Origin of the sequence: Riemerella anatipestifer ATCC 11845 = DSM 15868 (assembly GCF_000252855.1) — a bacterium.
Taxonomy (GTDB): Bacteria; Bacteroidota; Bacteroidia; order Flavobacteriales; family Weeksellaceae; genus Riemerella; species Riemerella anatipestifera.
Window position 1 is genome coordinate 2,125,161 of record NC_017045.1, and the last position, 16,540, is coordinate 2,141,700.

14 protein-coding genes are annotated in these 16,540 nt (G+C 36.6%); 10 read left to right on the top strand and 4 right to left on the bottom strand.

The window, feature by feature from the left end; genetic code table 11:
* Positions 1–19: 19 nt before the first annotated feature.
* From RA0C_RS10000 to metF, 3 genes are read left to right on the top strand one after another with little or no spacing between them, the layout of a single operon-like run.
* Positions 20–1,033: a homocysteine S-methyltransferase family protein gene (locus RA0C_RS10000; protein WP_004917492.1), complete on the top strand. Its 1,014-nt coding sequence runs from the start codon at positions 20–22 to the stop codon at positions 1,031–1,033.
* A complete protein-coding gene (metH, locus tag RA0C_RS10005; protein ID WP_004917494.1) occupies positions 1,030–3,720 on the top strand; it encodes a methionine synthase in 2,691 nt (896 codons plus the stop codon). The genes RA0C_RS10000 and metH overlap by 4 nt, the downstream gene beginning before the upstream one ends.
* A gap of 33 nt (positions 3,721–3,753) precedes the next feature.
* Complete coding sequence (gene metF, locus RA0C_RS10010; protein WP_004917497.1) at positions 3,754–4,710, top strand: methylenetetrahydrofolate reductase [NAD(P)H]; 957 nt, start codon at positions 3,754–3,756, stop codon at positions 4,708–4,710.
* A 44-nt stretch (positions 4,711–4,754) separates the two neighbouring features.
* Here the strand turns inward: metF and RA0C_RS10015 are convergent, their stop codons facing one another.
* A complete protein-coding gene (locus RA0C_RS10015; protein ID WP_004917499.1) occupies positions 4,755–5,939 on the bottom strand; it encodes a beta-ketoacyl synthase N-terminal-like domain-containing protein in 1,185 nt (394 codons plus the stop codon).
* Between the two features lie 107 nt (positions 5,940–6,046).
* Between RA0C_RS10015 and RA0C_RS10020 the strand changes: the two genes are divergently transcribed.
* The 7 genes from RA0C_RS10020 (at position 6,047) to RA0C_RS10050 (ending at position 13,274) form a co-directional block, all read left to right on the top strand.
* Positions 6,047–7,204, top strand: a complete 1,158-nt coding sequence (locus RA0C_RS10020) for an aminotransferase class I/II-fold pyridoxal phosphate-dependent enzyme (protein WP_004917501.1) — start codon at positions 6,047–6,049, stop codon at positions 7,202–7,204.
* A 4-nt stretch (positions 7,205–7,208) separates the two neighbouring features.
* A complete protein-coding gene (gene bioD, locus RA0C_RS10025) occupies positions 7,209–7,826 on the top strand; it encodes a dethiobiotin synthase (protein WP_004917503.1) in 618 nt (205 codons plus the stop codon).
* Positions 7,823–9,103, top strand: coding sequence for an adenosylmethionine--8-amino-7-oxononanoate transaminase (gene bioA / locus RA0C_RS10030; RefSeq protein WP_004917504.1), 1,281 nt, complete (start codon positions 7,823–7,825; stop codon positions 9,101–9,103). Before bioD ends, bioA begins: the two co-directional genes overlap by 4 nt.
* Before the next feature lie 90 nt (positions 9,104–9,193).
* Entirely contained in the window at positions 9,194–9,715 is a 522-nt protein-coding gene (locus tag RA0C_RS10035; RefSeq protein ID WP_228481904.1) for a hypothetical protein, read from the top strand.
* A gap of 174 nt (positions 9,716–9,889) precedes the next feature.
* Positions 9,890–10,816 carry a DNA adenine methylase gene (locus tag RA0C_RS10040; RefSeq protein ID WP_004917508.1) on the top strand — a complete coding sequence of 309 codons (927 nt, stop codon included), beginning with the start codon at positions 9,890–9,892 and terminating at the stop codon, positions 10,814–10,816.
* Between the two features lie 12 nt (positions 10,817–10,828).
* Entirely contained in the window at positions 10,829–11,893 is a 1,065-nt protein-coding gene (locus RA0C_RS10045; protein ID WP_004917511.1) for a DNA adenine methylase, read from the top strand.
* A complete protein-coding gene (locus tag RA0C_RS10050; RefSeq protein WP_004917512.1) occupies positions 11,886–13,274 on the top strand; it encodes a hypothetical protein in 1,389 nt (462 codons plus the stop codon). Before RA0C_RS10045 ends, RA0C_RS10050 begins: the two co-directional genes overlap by 8 nt.
* A gap of 71 nt (positions 13,275–13,345) precedes the next feature.
* On the opposite strand, the gene RA0C_RS10055 is transcribed toward RA0C_RS10050, so the two are convergent.
* From RA0C_RS10055 to RA0C_RS10065, 3 genes are all read right to left on the bottom strand, one after another.
* A complete protein-coding gene (locus tag RA0C_RS10055) occupies positions 13,346–14,065 on the bottom strand; it encodes a DNA-binding domain-containing protein (protein WP_004917515.1) in 720 nt (239 codons plus the stop codon).
* 29 nt (positions 14,066–14,094) lie between these two features.
* Positions 14,095–14,640 carry a hypothetical protein gene (locus RA0C_RS10060; protein ID WP_228481905.1) on the bottom strand — a complete coding sequence of 182 codons (546 nt, stop codon included), beginning with the start codon at positions 14,638–14,640 and terminating at the stop codon, positions 14,095–14,097.
* 621 nt (positions 14,641–15,261) lie between these two features.
* On the bottom strand, positions 15,262–16,470 hold the full coding sequence (locus tag RA0C_RS10065; RefSeq protein WP_013447200.1) for an RsmB/NOP family class I SAM-dependent RNA methyltransferase: 1,209 nt from the start codon (positions 16,468–16,470) through the stop codon (positions 15,262–15,264).
* Positions 16,471–16,540 lie beyond the last annotated feature (70 nt).

Sequence of the window (16,540 nt, forward strand, 5' to 3'; positions counted from 1 at the left end):
TTTTTTAAACTTTATTGAAATGGAAACTAATATATTTAATCAGCTCGATGCCTTGCTCCAAAAAAGGATACTTATTTTGGACGGTGCTATGGGCACTATGATACAACGGTATAATTTTACCGAAGAACACTATCGTGGCGAACGCTTTAAAGATTGGGAGCACCCTGTTAAAGGGAATAACGACTTGCTATCCCTCACACAGCCACAAGCCATAGAAGAGATACACCGCCTATATTTGGACGCAGGGGCAGACATTATAGAAACCAACACCTTTTCTAGCACTACCATTGCAATGGCAGACTACGCAATGGAGTCTTTGGTGGAAGAACTCAATTATGAATCGGCTAGAATTGCTAAAAAACTTTGTGAAGTTTACACCGAAAACAATCCAGATAAACCTCGTTTTGTGGCAGGGGCAATGGGACCTACTAACAGAACGGCATCGTTGTCTCCAGATGTTAATGACCCAGGGTATAGGGCAATTACCTTTGAAGATTTAAGAAAAGCCTACAAGCAACAGGCAAAAGCATTACTAGAAGGTGGTGCTGATATTTTACTCGTTGAAACCATCTTTGATACGCTTAACGCCAAAGCCGCTTTGTTTGCCATTGATGAGTTGGCGGAGGAGAGAAATACCAAAATCCCCATTATGGTATCAGGTACAATTACCGATGCGTCTGGGAGAACCCTTAGTGGACAAACAGCGGAGGCTTTTCTTATCTCGGTTTCTCATTTAGACTTGCTGAGTGTAGGGCTTAATTGTGCCTTGGGAGCTAAGCAGCTTACGCCTTATTTACAGGCTTTGTCAGAACATTCCAACTTTTACATTTCGGTGTATCCTAACGCGGGGTTGCCCAATGCTTTTGGAGCGTACGATGAAACGGCAGAGCAAACGGCAGAGCAAGTTAAAGAGTATTTAGATAAACGGTTAGTCAATATCATTGGGGGCTGTTGTGGTACAACGCCAGAGCATATCCGTGCCATTGCCGAATTGGTACAACATTATGAACCTAGAAAACTTAATCTCGTATGAAAGGAAATCATCATCAATTAGAACTTCCTGCGAGACCACTTAAATTGTCAGGATTAGAGCCGCTTATCATCACTCCCGAATCTAACTTTGTGAATGTTGGGGAAAGAACCAATGTTGCAGGGTCTAAACGATTTTTAAGGCTGGTAAAAGAAGGCAACTATTCCGAAGCATTAGATATTGCAAGGCATCAGGTAGAAGGTGGAGCTCAGATTTTAGATGTCAATATGGACGATGGACTTATTGACGGTAAAGAAGCTATGGTAAAATTCTTAAACCTCATCGCTTCCGAGCCTGATATTGCTCGTATTCCGATTATGATAGACTCTTCCAAGTGGGAGATTTTAGAGGCTGGGTTACAGGTCGTGCAGGGTAAAGCGGTGGTCAACTCCATTAGCCTTAAAGGTGGCGAAGAAGAATTCATCAATCAAGCTAAAAAAATAAAAAGATACGGTGCGGCGGTTATTGTTATGGCTTTTGATGAAGTGGGGCAAGCCGATACTTATGACAGAAGGATAGAAATCGCGGAGCGGTCTTATCGCCTTTTGGTGGATAAAGTCAACTTTGCTCCAGAGGATATTATTTTTGACCTTAATATATTTCCTGTAGCTACGGGAATGGAAGAACACAGACGAAACGCTATAGATTTTATTGAAGCGACGAGATGGGTAAGACAAAATTTACTGTATGCTTCGGTAAGTGGAGGCGTGAGTAATGTGTCGTTTTCTTTTAGAGGTAATGATACCGTGAGGGAAGCCATGCACTCGGTATTTTTATACCACGCCATACAAGCAGGAATGAATATGGGGATTGTAAACCCTACTATGTTAGAGGTGTATGACGAAATTCCTAAAGAACTTCTAACCCTAGTAGAAGATGTTATATTAGACCGAAAAGATGATGCTACAGAACGCCTACTAGAATATTCAGAAACGCATAAATCTACCAAAAAGGAAAAGGTAGAAGATTTATCGTGGAGAGAACAATCTTTGCAAGAACGAATTACCTACTCATTAGTAAAGGGTATCGACCGCTTTGTAGAGGAAGATATGGACGCCGCTCTTAAAGTGAGTGAAAAGCCTTTAGATATAATAGAAAATAACCTTATGACAGGTATGGGCGTAGTGGGTGATTTATTTGGAAGTGGGAAGATGTTTCTGCCTCAAGTGGTAAAATCGGCTAGAGTGATGAAAAAAGCCGTGGCTTACCTTCAGCCTTTTATAGAGCGCGAAAAAGATGCTACACGACCGTCCAATGGTAAAATTTTAATGGCAACCGTAAAGGGAGATGTACACGATATTGGTAAAAATATTGTGAGTGTGGTGTTGGGTTGCAACAATTACGATATTGTAGATTTGGGCGTAATGGTACCTGCTGAAAAGATAATCCAAACAGCGATAGACGAAAAGGTAGATGTTATAGGACTTAGTGGACTGATTACTCCGAGTTTGGACGAGATGGTACACATTGCCTCTGAATTAGAAAGGCAAAATCTAGAATTTCCTTTAATGATAGGCGGTGCTACGACTTCAAAAGCCCATACAGCGGTTAAAATTGCTCCTCAGTACCGCAATACGGTAGTTCATGTTAATGATGCGTCTAGGGCGGTAAATGTGGTAAGTTCTCTACTTAATAAAGAGAAATCTAATGCTTATGCTCTTAATTTGAGAGAGGAATATGATGAGTTTAGAGAGAAATTTCTTGGTAGAAAAATAGAGAAGGAGTATGTCTCAATAAAAGAAGCAAGACAAGAACGCTTTAAAATTGATTGGGATAAAGAAATCATTTCCAAGCCTAATAGTTTAGGAATAAAGGTAATTGAAAATCAAGATTTGGAAGCTTTGTTACCTTATATAGATTGGTCGCCGTTTTTTAGAAGTTGGGATTTACACGGTAAATATCCACAGATTTTAGAAGATGAGGTCGTTGGTGTTCAGGCTCGAGAACTGTATCATGATGCTCAAAAAATGCTCAGCCATATTCTAAAGGAGAAAACACTTACAGCAAAAGCTGTTTTTGGGATTTTCCCTGCTCAATCTAATGATAAAGACGATATTATCATCAACAAAAATGAGGAAAAAATAGCCTTTAGAACATTAAGGCAACAGCTTAAAAAATCCAAAGGAAAGCCTTACTATGCTTTGTCGGATTTTATTGCTCCAGAAAGCACGGGTAAGCAAGACTATTTGGGGTTGTTTTGTGTAACGGCTGGCTTTGGTACGGAAGAATTGGCTAAAGCCTACGAAGCTCAAAATGACGACTATAACGCTATTATGGTAAAGGCTCTTGCGGATAGATTTGCAGAGGCTTTTGCAGAATATCTGCACCGTGAGGTAAGATTAAAATATTGGGGATATGCCCAAGATGAAAGTTTAGATAACGAGGCGCTTATTGCCGAAAAATATAGAGGAATTCGTCCAGCTCCAGGGTATCCTGCATGTCCAGACCATTTGGAAAAAGAAACCATTTGGGAAGTACTCAAAGTAGAGGAAGAAATAGGGGTTTCCCTCACCGAAAGTTTAGCGATGTTTCCTACGGCATCGGTGTCGGGGTATTACTTTGGAAGTTCTCACGCCAAATATTTTGGAGTGGGCAGAATTACAGAAGACCAGTTAGAAGATTACGCTAATAGAAAAAACATCAGTATAGAAAAAGCAAGAAAATGGCTTACTCCTAACTTATCAGAGTAGTTTAGTTTTTGTGTAAAATATTAAAATTTGATTATGAAAGTAACAGAACATATAAAAAAATCAGAAGGTAAAACCTTATTTTCGTTTGAGATATTACCTCCATTAAAGGGACAGAATATACAATGTATTTTTGATGCCATAGACCCTCTTATTGAGTTTAATCCTAGCTTTATAGATGTTACCTACCATAGAGAAGAGTATGAATATGTAGAGGTAAGAGATGGCTTGTTAGAAAAAAGAGTGGTAAGAAAACGCCCTGGTACAGTGGGGATTTGTGCTGCAATACAGAATAAATATAAGGTAGATGCTATTCCGCATATCCTTTGTGGGGGCTTTAATAGAGAGGATACCGAGAATTTTTTAATTGATTTAGATTTTTTGGGTATAGATAATGTGGTGGCATTGAGGGGAGATGCAGTAAAGTCCGAAATTTATTTTAAACCTGAGAAAAATGGTCATACTTATGCTTCAGATTTGGTAAAGCAGATACAGGATATGAATAAAGGGATTTACTTAGATACTAGTTTGGAGAAAGCAGCTCCTACCAATTTTTCTGTAGGTGTGGCTGGTTATCCAGAGAAGCATATGGAAGCCGCTAGTTTTTCTCAAGACATAGGTCATCTCAAGAAAAAAGTGGAGGCAGGTGCAGATTATATTGTGACCCAAATGTTTTTTGATAATCAAAAATACTTTGATTTTGTAGACAGATGTCGTTCCGAAGGGATAGGAGTCCCAATTATACCAGGGCTTAAACCTATTGCGACTAAAAGTCAGTTGAGTCTTATTCCGCATAGATTTAAGGTAGATTTGCCAGATGATTTGGTAACGGCTATTACTAAAGCCAATAATAATAATGAAGCTAAAGAAATTGGTGTAGAATGGTGCATAGAGCAAAGTAAGGATTTAATGAAAAACGGAGTGCCTATTCTCCATTATTACTCTATGGGCAAAAGTGAAAGTGTGAGAAAAATAGCAGAAGCTATATTTTAAGGTTGATATTGGTTCAGGCTATCGTAAGATAGCCTGAACGCTTTTTATTCAATTTCCTTTGAAATCAATAGGCTTACGGCATTTCCTCCAAATCCAACGGCATTTACCAGTATATTGTTGATTTTCTTTCCTTTGGTTATCTTTTCTTTTTCAATAAAAGGAACCTCAATGAGTTGTTGGTGTTCTAACATCAGTAAAGCCAATTCTAAACTCAAAATTCCAGATGCTCCAAAGGTGTGCCCTATTTTCCATTTATTAGTGGTAAGGAAAGGCGTGTTATGATGAGCAAAAACATCTTCTATGGCAAATCTTTCGGAGGTATCACCTTTAATAGTTCCTGGGGAGTGCATCACGATGGCATCTACTTTAGACTTGTCAATATTTTGAGTCGCCATTTCCATCGTCATCCTAAGACATTCAGCCCTTTCGGAAATAGAAATGTTATGAGTTAAAGGCTCCGAAGCAACGCCTATCCCTGTAATATAAGCGAATGGTTGTCTTTCGCCTGTGAGTTTACCAATCGCCATAGCACCAGCACCTTCGCCTAAGACCATCGTATTTTCTGTTTTAGAAATATCTCCAGCAAGGCAAGGATAGTTTTCGCCTAGGCGATGAGAGTAGATTTTAAGGGCTTTCATTTGAGCGATACTAAACGGCGTTAAAGAAGCCTCGGCACCACCCACCAGAAACTGATTGGTAAATCCTGCTTTTATCCATGCAATACCGTTGACCACAGAATGCAAAGCCGTGGAGCAAGTAATGGAATGAGAAAAGTCTGGACCTGTAATGCCTAAATCCTGAAGCACCCAAGTTGAAATATTACCCAAAGTGGTAAGTGGAGAGGTTAGGGTAGGAGTTTTTCCTGTTTCTAAAAAAGTTTGGTAGAATTTTTCAAAACTTTCAGTAGCACCTCTAGAGGAACCTAAATTTACCCCAATATTATCGTTAGTATTCCATCGGGCTTCTTTAAAGGCCATTCTTGAAGCAAGTATGCCGTACAGTACAGAAGGATCTAGCTTTTTGTAAGAGGGGTGTTCCTCTTTTAAAGCATTTAGATGAGGTATTACGCTATCGTGCAGTTTTCCCATTAAAGCAATCTCTCCGTTGGAAAGTTCTTTTTTTAAGTAAGATTTGTAATCGCAATAGGCATTCCAAATGTCTGTTTTGTTCATACCTAGAGCAGATATACTGCCAAATCCGTAAATACCAATAGCTTCGTCTAGCTTCATCTGTCTAAATCTATGTTAAGAAGGAGCAAAGATAAAAATATGCGATGGACTGAATCTACTTTTTAGTGATATTTTTGTACTTTAGCCCCAGAATTATTCCCTTTGAAATGAATATTCCCAAAAGATTGTTAGATAAAATTTCCGAACGAAAAGAAAAAAATGCGTGGCGAGTGTTAACGGAATACACAGGCGAATATGTAGATTTTTTTTCTAATGATTATCTAGGTTTTTCTAAAGAATCTCTGTTAGAAGATGATAAAGTTACCTCGTATCCAAAGATATTAGGAGGCTCTACGGGGTCTAGACTATTGTCTGGTAATTTGTCTATTTTTAGAGAAGTAGAAGAGGTTATCAAAGACTTTCATCAGTCGGAAGCAGCTCTTATTTTCAATTCGGGATATAATGCTAATTTAGGGGTGCTTAGTGCTTTACCTCAAAGGAACGATTGGGTGCTGTACGATGAACTTTCTCACGCTTCCATACGAGATGGCATTCGGTTGTCTTACGCACAATCTAAAAAGTTTAAACATAACGATTTAGAAGACTTAGAACATTTACTTAAAACCAAAAAAGAAACATCGGCTACAGGAGAGATTTACATCGTTACAGAATCTATTTTCTCTATGGACGGTGATGCTCCTGATATTGAAGCTCTGCTCAATCTTGCTCAACGCTATGGAGCTTATGTTATCATAGACGAGGCTCACGCTTTGGGTGTTTTTGGAGAATATGGGAGCGGACTAAGCCAAATATGGTGTCAGCATTCGGCTTTGCTTTGTAGGGTGGTTACTTTTGGTAAAGGTCTAGGGTGTCATGGGGCGGCGGTGCTTTGTTCGGAATTGTTGAGGGAATATTTTATCAACTTTGCGAGGAGTTTTATTTATACTACGGCTTTGGATAGGCATTCGGTACTCTCTATTTTAAAGGGATATAAAGCCCTTAAAACTCAAACCCACCAAAGAGAAAAATTACTTACTAATATTGCTTTTTTCAAAAGTGAGGTAGAACGCTTAGAGCTTAGTAATTATTTTATTCCTAGTGAGGCTCCTATACAAGGTATGCTGGTGCAGGGCAATAGCCAAGCTAAACTATTATCTAAAACTTTAGAAGAAAACGGCTATATTGCCAAAGCGATACTTTCGCCTACCGTTCCCGAAGGCAAGGAACGATTGAGGTTCTGCATACACGCTTACAACACATTTTCGGAGATAATGGGAGCTTTAGAAATTGCCCACAATTTTATCATTTCTAATTTAAAGAAATAAATTTATGAAACTATTTGTTACAGGCATAGGTACAGAGGTAGGCAAAACTATGATTTCTGCCATATTGGTAGAGGCTTTAGGAGCCGATTATTGGAAACCTATACAAGCAGGAGATTTAGATTTCTCGGATACAGATAAAGTGAGAAGTTTGGTTACTCGTACAGATGTATCGTTTCACCCAAATGCTTATGCCCTTAATACACCTGCTAGTCCGCATTATTCGGCAGAATTAGATGGCGTGTCTATCAAACTTGAATCTATGCTAGAACCTCGTACCGATAACGATTTGGTGATAGAAGGTGCAGGTGGTGTGATGGTTCCCATCAATGATAAGGATACTTTTCTAGATTTTATTAAGGAAGATTATAAAGTGGTTTTAGTTTCTAGAAATTATTTAGGAAGTATCAATCATACTTTAATGACTTACGAAGTGCTCAAAAATAAAGGCGTTGATTTTTTAGGGATTGTATTTAATGGAGAAGCCAATCCTTCTACGGAACAGATTATCATCTCTAAAACTCAACTAGAAGTAATAGGTAGGGTAGCGGAAGAACCAATATGGAACAAAGAAACAGTGCGAAAATACGCCTCTATTTTTAATGCTAATTTTTTCAAAAAATGAATTGGAGCGAAAAAGATTTAGAATACAACTGGCACCCTTACACACAACATAAAGGATTAAAAGAACTCCCCGTAATTGTGAAGGGTAAAGGAGAGTTTTTATGGGATACTAATGGTAAACGTTATATAGACGGCATCGCCAGCTGGTGGGTTAATCCGTTTGGACATAGTAATCCTGTTTTGGCGGAAACGATTTATAACCAGCTTAATACCTTAGAACATGTGTTGTTTGGAGGTTTTACACATACCAAAGCAATTGAACTTTCGGAGCGGTTACTAGGTTTATTGCCCTCTAATCAAAAAAAGATATTTTATTCGGATAATGGTTCTACGGCGGTGGAAATAGCCATCAAGGCTGCCCTCCAATTTTTTTATAATAAAGGTTTAAAAAAAACAAAGATTATCGCTTTTGAAAATGCTTTCCACGGAGATACCTTTGGTGCGATGGCAGCTAGTGGGATTTCATTTTTTACTGAAGCCTTTAAAAACTCCCTTATAGAAGTAGAAAGAATTCCTGTACCTACCAAAGGAAACGAGGAAAGATGCATTAAACAATTTGAAACTTTGGTAAAAACAGAGGAATTTGCGTGTTTTATTTTTGAACCATTGGTACTTGGTGCGGCAGGAATGCAAATGTACGATGCAGAACCTCTCAATCAACTGATTACTATTGCTAAACAAAACCAAGTGTTTACCATAGCTGATGAGGTTATGACGGGTTTTGGTAAAACGGGCAAAACTTTCGCTTGTGAATATCTTTCTCAGCAACCAGATATGATATGCCTTTCCAAGGCTCTAACGGGGGGAACTATACCTATGGCGGTTACTAGCTTTTCGGAGGCGGTGTTTCAAGGGTTTTATGATGACGATGTTAATAAAGCCTTGTTTCATGGGCATACTTTTACGGCTAATCCTACGGGCTGTTCGGCAGCTTTGGCAGCGATAGACCTTTTGCTTACAGACGAAATGCAGGAGCATATCAAAAGGGTTCATCAGTCTCATATCAAGTTTTTGAAACAATTAGAAGGAAAGAAAGTGGCTAATGCTAGAGCGCTAGGTGTTATTTTAGCATTTGAGTTAGAGGTAGATGGTAAGCACAATTATTACGGAGATTTAAGAAACAGGCTGTATCAGTTTTTTATAGAGCAAGGGGTTATTCTTCGTCCGGTGGGTAATACGATTTATGTGTTACCACCTTACACTATTTCTGATGAAAGTCTCAATATCATTTACCAAAAAATATTAGAGGGTATAGAGAAATTTGGAGAAAATTTTTGATGGGAATTATAAAGTATAGCTAATTTTTTACAATAAAAAAATAAAGATATGGTGCGTCAGTATAAAAATATAGGTTATACTTTTTTAATAATGATGCTTTTTTTGCTAGTGGCGTGTAAAGAGAAGAAATCTAATTCTAAACCCTTACCAAAAGAAGATAAAACGATAGTAAATCAAAAAACGAAAGAGGTTAAAAGTCTTGCCAATTTGCTCATACACGAAGTAGTGAACAGATTACCTGAATCTGATACCCTTTACATTGCGGTGGAAAAGCAGTATTCCATCTGTGGTAATGATGATCGTTTTAATGGTACAATGGCTCCTAATACCGAAGCAAAAGAAATTAGTATAAATTCTACAGAGGCCTATGAACCGCTTTATAAAGTTAAAAATACAACAGTAGTAACAGGAGGGCTTTTAGATGCGGATTATTTTAATGCTGATTCAATGGAATTTAGCTTTAATCTTTCAGTAGAAAAAAAGCCAGTCTATTTACTGGATTTTATTTCAATTAAAAACGATAAGGTAGAAGTAGTGATAAAGCATAATGATAAAGAAAAAAGTCGTGTCGTTACGATTTTTAAAAATAATCAATGGGAGATTTTAGATTAAAACTTAATGGTTAGAAATACAACCTTTCTGATGAGTTTCAACAGAATGCCTGTCCTTACCGTAACAGACTATCGGTTAGCCTAAGGACAGACACTCTGTTACGGTAAGGACGGATACGCTGTAGCGAAGCATACCAAATATAAAATTTGTAAATTTGCTGAAACTAAATTATAGATGGCTGTAGTAAGTAAACAACATTTAAAAAAAATCAAATCTCCTCTTAATTATATTGGTGGTAAAACTAAGATTTTAGACCAAATTTTACCGTTATTTCCGAGAGATATTGATACCTTTATTGATTTGTTTGCTGGTGGTTGTAATGTTGGTATAAATGTAACAGCCAATAAGGTTTATTTCAACGATAATCTAACTTATCTAATAGAAATGTATAAAGCATTTCAAAAAAATGAGTTAGACAAAACGATTTCTCATATTGAAGGAAGAATAAACGAATTTCAGCTTTCTTTAACAAACGAAGAAGGGTACAAATGTATGAGAGAAACATACAATAAGCAAAAGCATCCATTAGATTTATTTGTCCTCATCGCTTTTTCTTTTAATCACCAAATTCGCTTTAATAATAACCACGAGTTTAATAATCCTTTTGGGAGAGATAGAAGTAGCTTTAACCCTTCTATGAAACATAATTTGGAAAGGTTTATTATTAGTTTAAAAGAAACAGAAGCTTATTTTACTCATTTCTGCTTCAATAACTTTGATTTTAGTTCTCTTACAAGCAGGGATTTTGTTTACTGTGACCCTCCTTATCTAATTACAACAGGAACCTATAATGATGGCAAAAGAGGTTTTAAGGGTTGGACAGAAAAAGAGGAAAAACAACTTTTAGGATTGTTAGATAATTTAGATAAAAGGAATGTAAAATTTGGCTTATCTAATGTACTGGAGCATAAAGGAAAATCAAATAATATTCTAAAAAAATGGATAGAAAACAATCCTAGCTATTATGTCAATTATATTAACACTCACTATTCTAATTCAAACTATCAAACAAGAAATAAGCAGGCAAGTATTGAAGTTCTGATAACAAATTACCAACCACAGATGCAACAAAAAGAAAAAACGCTTTTTGATGACTTCTAACATATAGCATCTATGAGATATATTGGAAATAAAGAAAACTTACTAGATAAGATCTATCAAGTAATTCGTTCAAAACATATTCAAGGAAACTCCTTTTTTGATTTTTTTGCTGGAACAACAAGTGTAGGTAAATTTTTTAAGAAAATGGGGTATCAAGTGTACTCCTGTGATTTAATGTATTTTTCCTATGTTTTACAGCAAGCATATATTTCAAATAATCAGGAACTAAAGTTTGAAAAATTATTAACCTACTTAAATTTTCAGAGCGCCTCACTTTTTACCTCTCCTTTAAATACTATTTTGGAGTATTTGAATCATATTGAACCTATAGAAGGTTTTATTTCAAAAAATTATACTCCATTAGGTACTTCCCACCTACAAACTCCACGAATGTATTATTCAAATGAAAACGGAAAAATAATAGATTCTGTTAGACAAAAAATTGAGACTTGGAAAACAGAGGGTTTGATAGACAAGAACGAATATTTTGTCTTACTAGCGTGCTTAATAGAGACAGTACCCTATTACGCAAACATTACGGGAGTTTACGCTGCTTTTAGAAAAAAATGGGATCCAAGGGCGACAAAAAAAATGATTTTAAGACCTATTGAATTTATTGTGAACGACAAGGAAAACTTTGCTTATAATCAAAACTCTATTGAATTATTAGACCAAGTAGAGGCAGATATTTTTTATCTCGATCCGCCTTACAATCAAAGACAATATGCCCCTAATTACCATTTATTAGAAACCATTGCAAAATATGATAATCCTACCATTAGAGGCGTAGCTGGATTAAGGGATTATCAAAACCAAAAATCAAAATTTTGCAATGCTACTACTGCTGTTAAAGAACTTGAAATAATTGCTCAAAAGGGAAAGTATAAAACTTTGATATTAAGTTATAATACGGAAGGAATAATGAAACAAGAAAGTATAATTGCTACATTAGAAAAATTTGGAAAAGTAGAACTTATAGAGTTTGAATATCTGCGATATAAAAGTAACAATAACGGAGAAAGTAAAACAAAAAAATTTATTAAAGAACAATTATATATACTGCGAAAAAATGTCTAAAAATCTTTGGCTTTTAACAGAAGAACGACCTAAAAAAACGGTTTTGCAAACTATTTTTCAAAAGTTTGCAAAAGACCATAATTTTGCCGTTTTTGTTGATACTATTCGTATCCTTCCAATCCTAAAAGACAATAAGTTTACTTTTACTTACGAAGTAACGGGGTTTCGTTGTAACAAAGTTGATAAAGTTTATATAAAAACTGTTTCGGGAAACTCAAGCTTTACTGACTTTTTGATTTTTTATCAAAAGGACGAACCAACATTGGGAGATGAACCAATTTACGCAATAGAAGAAACTAAAACAGATGATAAGGAAAGTAGAAATACTGGAGTTTATCAACGATGTAGCAAGTTTGTATTTATTGAAAGCTATTATCCCAATACCAAAAAGATAATGCTTTACAATCTTCAGATTAGTCAAAAAGAAAAGCCAACAGAAACCTATATTTTTGGTACAAGATTACTTTTAACCTTAGGTGTTGAAATTTTGGGAAAAGAACTTGATAGTAAATTATTTATTCCTTTCAGTTCTATTGATGAAATTGTAGAAGCAAAATCAAAAATGAGAAAAGCACCTAAGGGAAATATTCCGATATTATTAACAAAGTCGAAAGATAAAATAGAAATTTCTGGGAGACTTTTTAAAAATAATAGACTCTCTCACGACCCCAATATAGGAGCTTTAAGTATCATTAGTGCTGTTTTGCGAAAATTAGGTTGGGTGAAAAATATCGTTATCACCCAACACGGTTTAGAACAAAAACATATTGGAAAAAGAAATAAATTTATACAAATCGCAAATAAAATAGGAATAGAGTTGGAGGGGTTGAAAATCCCTAAGGTAGAAATGCATAAAGATTATTGGAAATACGACAAGGATGGGGAAAAGTTGGGGACAATTTTTATACATCTAGTCGTTGAAGAGTTTACACAAGGATATTCAATATTTGAAAATCACGCTGGCTCCGAAAAGGGGTATTTCTTCCCTCTAGATGGCACTCCTATTCCACTAGAGAAGTATAAAGATAGAGAGAAATATAAATCGGGCGACAAAAAACAAATCATAGAAATACCAGACCTTATTTTATTAGATTCAAATGAAAATGAAATAATAAATATTGAAGGTGAGAAGTATGTAAATAGGGGTAATGGAATACAACAAATAAAAACTTTTGACTTTATAGAAAAAGCCTATATCAAGCCACACTATCCTAAATATAAAATTATTAGAACCGTTGTTCTTTTTGGGAGCGAAGAAACTTCTATTGTAGAAATAGAAGTAGGGTTTCTACTTAACAAAAACGGACAGTTAGTTTTAAGTGTAACATCTCCTAAATTATTTCAAAAAGCTATACAAAATCTATTAGATTTTTGGAATTAAATAAATATTACATCAACAAAATAGGCTACTCATTTAACGAGTAGCCTTAGTTTTAAAATTAAAATACCTTGCTAGGCAATAACCACTGGATTGGGCAGTCGCTCCGTTCTTGGTTCTTTTAGTAAGACGGAACCCGTGCTGCTTTGCGTGGTAATACTTAGCTCATAGTTACCCGCCTCCAAATCTGAAGGCACAAGAATAAGTAATCTTGACGGCTCGTTGATTACGATACTATCTTTAGCCAACTTGACCTCTTTTTGAGTGTCTAAGTTTTTAAAGACGATGCCGTTTTTAGGGTTGTCGCCGTCTATTTTAATATAAGTGCCTTTGATTTCCGCATTCTTGCCTTTGGTAAGGGTGCCATCTGCTTTACCAGTAGCTTTATCGGTGATGCTGAACACACTCATTGGGCTAGACTGCTCGCCGAGGATTTCCACTTTGGTATCGTTGGCAGCTTTTCTTAGGTCGGTACCTTGGTTCACATTTACATACACCGAGTGCTTTTCTTTATCCCAAGTTTTGTCGTAAAATACGCCCTTAATCGCAGGACGCATATACACCAGCCCTGTATTTACGCTATACCCATTGAGTACCAACTCTGATGCTTTGCGGTTAAAACGAGTGATAATATCCACCGCCGTTTCGGTTTTTATCTCCATACCCTCTTTTTTGAGGGCATCTATGATTTCTGTAATGCCAAGGCTTCCTGCCGAAAGAGGTACGGCTACAAAATCGTTAGGGTCGTCTTTCGTGAGTAGGTTAGGACGCAGCCACGCTTTTAAAGTATTCATAAGTCTTTTGTATTAAATGGTTAAATAATTTAGAATGAAAGCCGATATTGGCTATCATCAATGATATGGATAGGATAGCTATAGGTAGTGGTTGTAGTACCTTGTGGTTTAATATTTAGTATTGTCCCAGAAATTATAGTAGCTGGAGCTTCTCCCGCTAAAATTTTATCTCCATCAACAAATCCTTTATAATACCAATGCGGAACAATTTGACCACTCCAATAAATCTCATTATAGCCACATTCTAAAGTTCCATAAAGCGAGAATATTATTTTCCCATAATTTGTGGAACTACAATTATAGGTTTTGTTAACTCTAATGGTTGTTCCCGCTGCTCCTGGTGATGGGGATACACTAAGAGCTGATACATCCGTGGTATTAAGAACGTTATTACCACCTAAAGTTACCACTTTTGTTGGGGAGGGGTTGTTTTGCAGAGTTCTTACTCGTACATTCCCATTCACATCTAGTGTGGCTTCTGGGTTAGAAGTGTTGATGCCTACCTGCCCATAGGTAGTTGAAAGTCCGAAGCCTAGAAATAGAAAGGCTAATGCATTTAGTCTTGCTGTCTTCATAACATTTAATTTTAAAGGGTTAATATTTAGTTTTATAGAATTGGCGAATATATAAAAACGCCTTTCCCCTCTAAACACACACAAAACGAGAGGAAAGGCTAAAGTAGAAAAGGCAGAACGCCCTTTCTGTATGCTAAAAGCCCCTAACAAAAACAACAAATTAAACTTATGAGCTAATGGGACTTCTAGCAAGTATTTATGAAAACAAAACTTAGAGTGTGCTAAATGCCAAATGCCCCTAACGGAAGCTAGAGGAAAATTATTTATGATTGATGATAAAAATTTAGATAAAAAGTAGTATACTACGCGTACGCGTGTAGCTCCTCTTTGTGTGTGTGTGTGTGTGTGTGTGTGTGTGTGTGTGTGTGTGTGTGTGTGTGTGTGTGTGTGTGTGTGTGTGTGTGTGTTTACACAATTATTTGGAACTACCAAATAATTGTGCAACTTTTTTACACTTTTTTGTATGTGGTTGGTACTGCGTGTCATAAAAACTATGGCAAACATATTACCTTTTGCGGAAGTATGCAAGTTTTTTTTGGATAAATTAGAAATTCTAGGTGTTTTTTAGAACTAAAAAAGGTCGTTTAAAACAAGTTTAAACGACCTTATAATGTTTTGTTGTTAATCTTCCAATCTTTCTATAAGCGCCATATAAAAGCCGTCGTAGCCCTCGCTAGGGAGGAGGCTTTGGTCTTTGATAAGTCTAAAGTTAGGGTTTGTAGCCAAGAATGTGTTTACCTGATTTTGGTTTTCTGAGGGTAGGATAGAGCAGGTAGCATACACCATCTTGCCTCCTTTTTTTAGGATTTTAGAATAATCTTGGAGAATTTGTTGCTGCTCTGTCTTTATTCTTTCTATAAAATCGGCATCTATTTTCCATTTAGAATCGGGGTTTCTTTTTAGAACGCCCAATCCAGAACAAGGTACATCTAGCAAGAGGCGGTCGGCTTTCTCGTGTAGCCTTTTAATAACTTTGTTGTCTTCTATAAATCTAGTTTCTATGTTGTGGGCTCCCGCTCTTTTAGCTCGGCGTTTTAGTTCGGCGAGTTTCCACTCAAAAATATCTAAAGCAATAATTTGCCCTTTGTTTTTCATCAGTGCAGCGATGTGAAGCGTCTTGCCACCTGCACCTGCACAAGCATCTACCACTCTCATACCTTCTTTAACTTCTAAGAAATGAGCAATTTTTTGTGACCCTGCATCTTGTACTTCAAACAATCCATCTTTAAAGGCAGAGGTAAGGAAAACATTTTTCTTTTCCTTTAGTTCTATGGCTTCTGGGTAGTTTTTGAGGCTGTGGCATTCTACACCCTCGTCGTTTAAGTCTGCTACCAACTCCTTTGGCGTTGTTTTGAGAGTATTGGCTCTTAGTACGGTAGCCGCTTGTTGGTTAAGGGCTGTCATCTCTTTTTCCCACGCTTCGCCGAGTTCTTTTTCTAGTGTTTCCGCGAGCCATTCAGGGATAGAATGTTCTATGGCTTTGGTAGGAACGGTGTTTTTTTTCAGTTTGGTGATGATGTCGGCTATTTTAATTCCGTCAAATTCTTCAAACTTTTTATAATGCGTTTCGCTCCAAAGCAGATAGGCGAGGACAAGTCTGTAGATATTGTTGGGCTTTACGCCTTCGCCCATATAGTATTCTAGGCGTTTTTTCCAACGGATAATGTTATAAAATATCTCTGAAACCACCGCTCTGTCTTGGCTTCCCCATTTTTTGTTGGCTTTTAGCAGTCGTTCTATGACTTTGTCGGCGTATTTGTTTTTCTCAAAAAAGGTTTCTCTAAGTGCGTCGTGTATGCCAATAAGTAGGTTGCGGTGTATGAGTTGCATAAGTGTTTTTATTGTTTTTAATTCTAAAATGAACGGAAGTAAATCAATACTCATAATAAAGGTATTGACT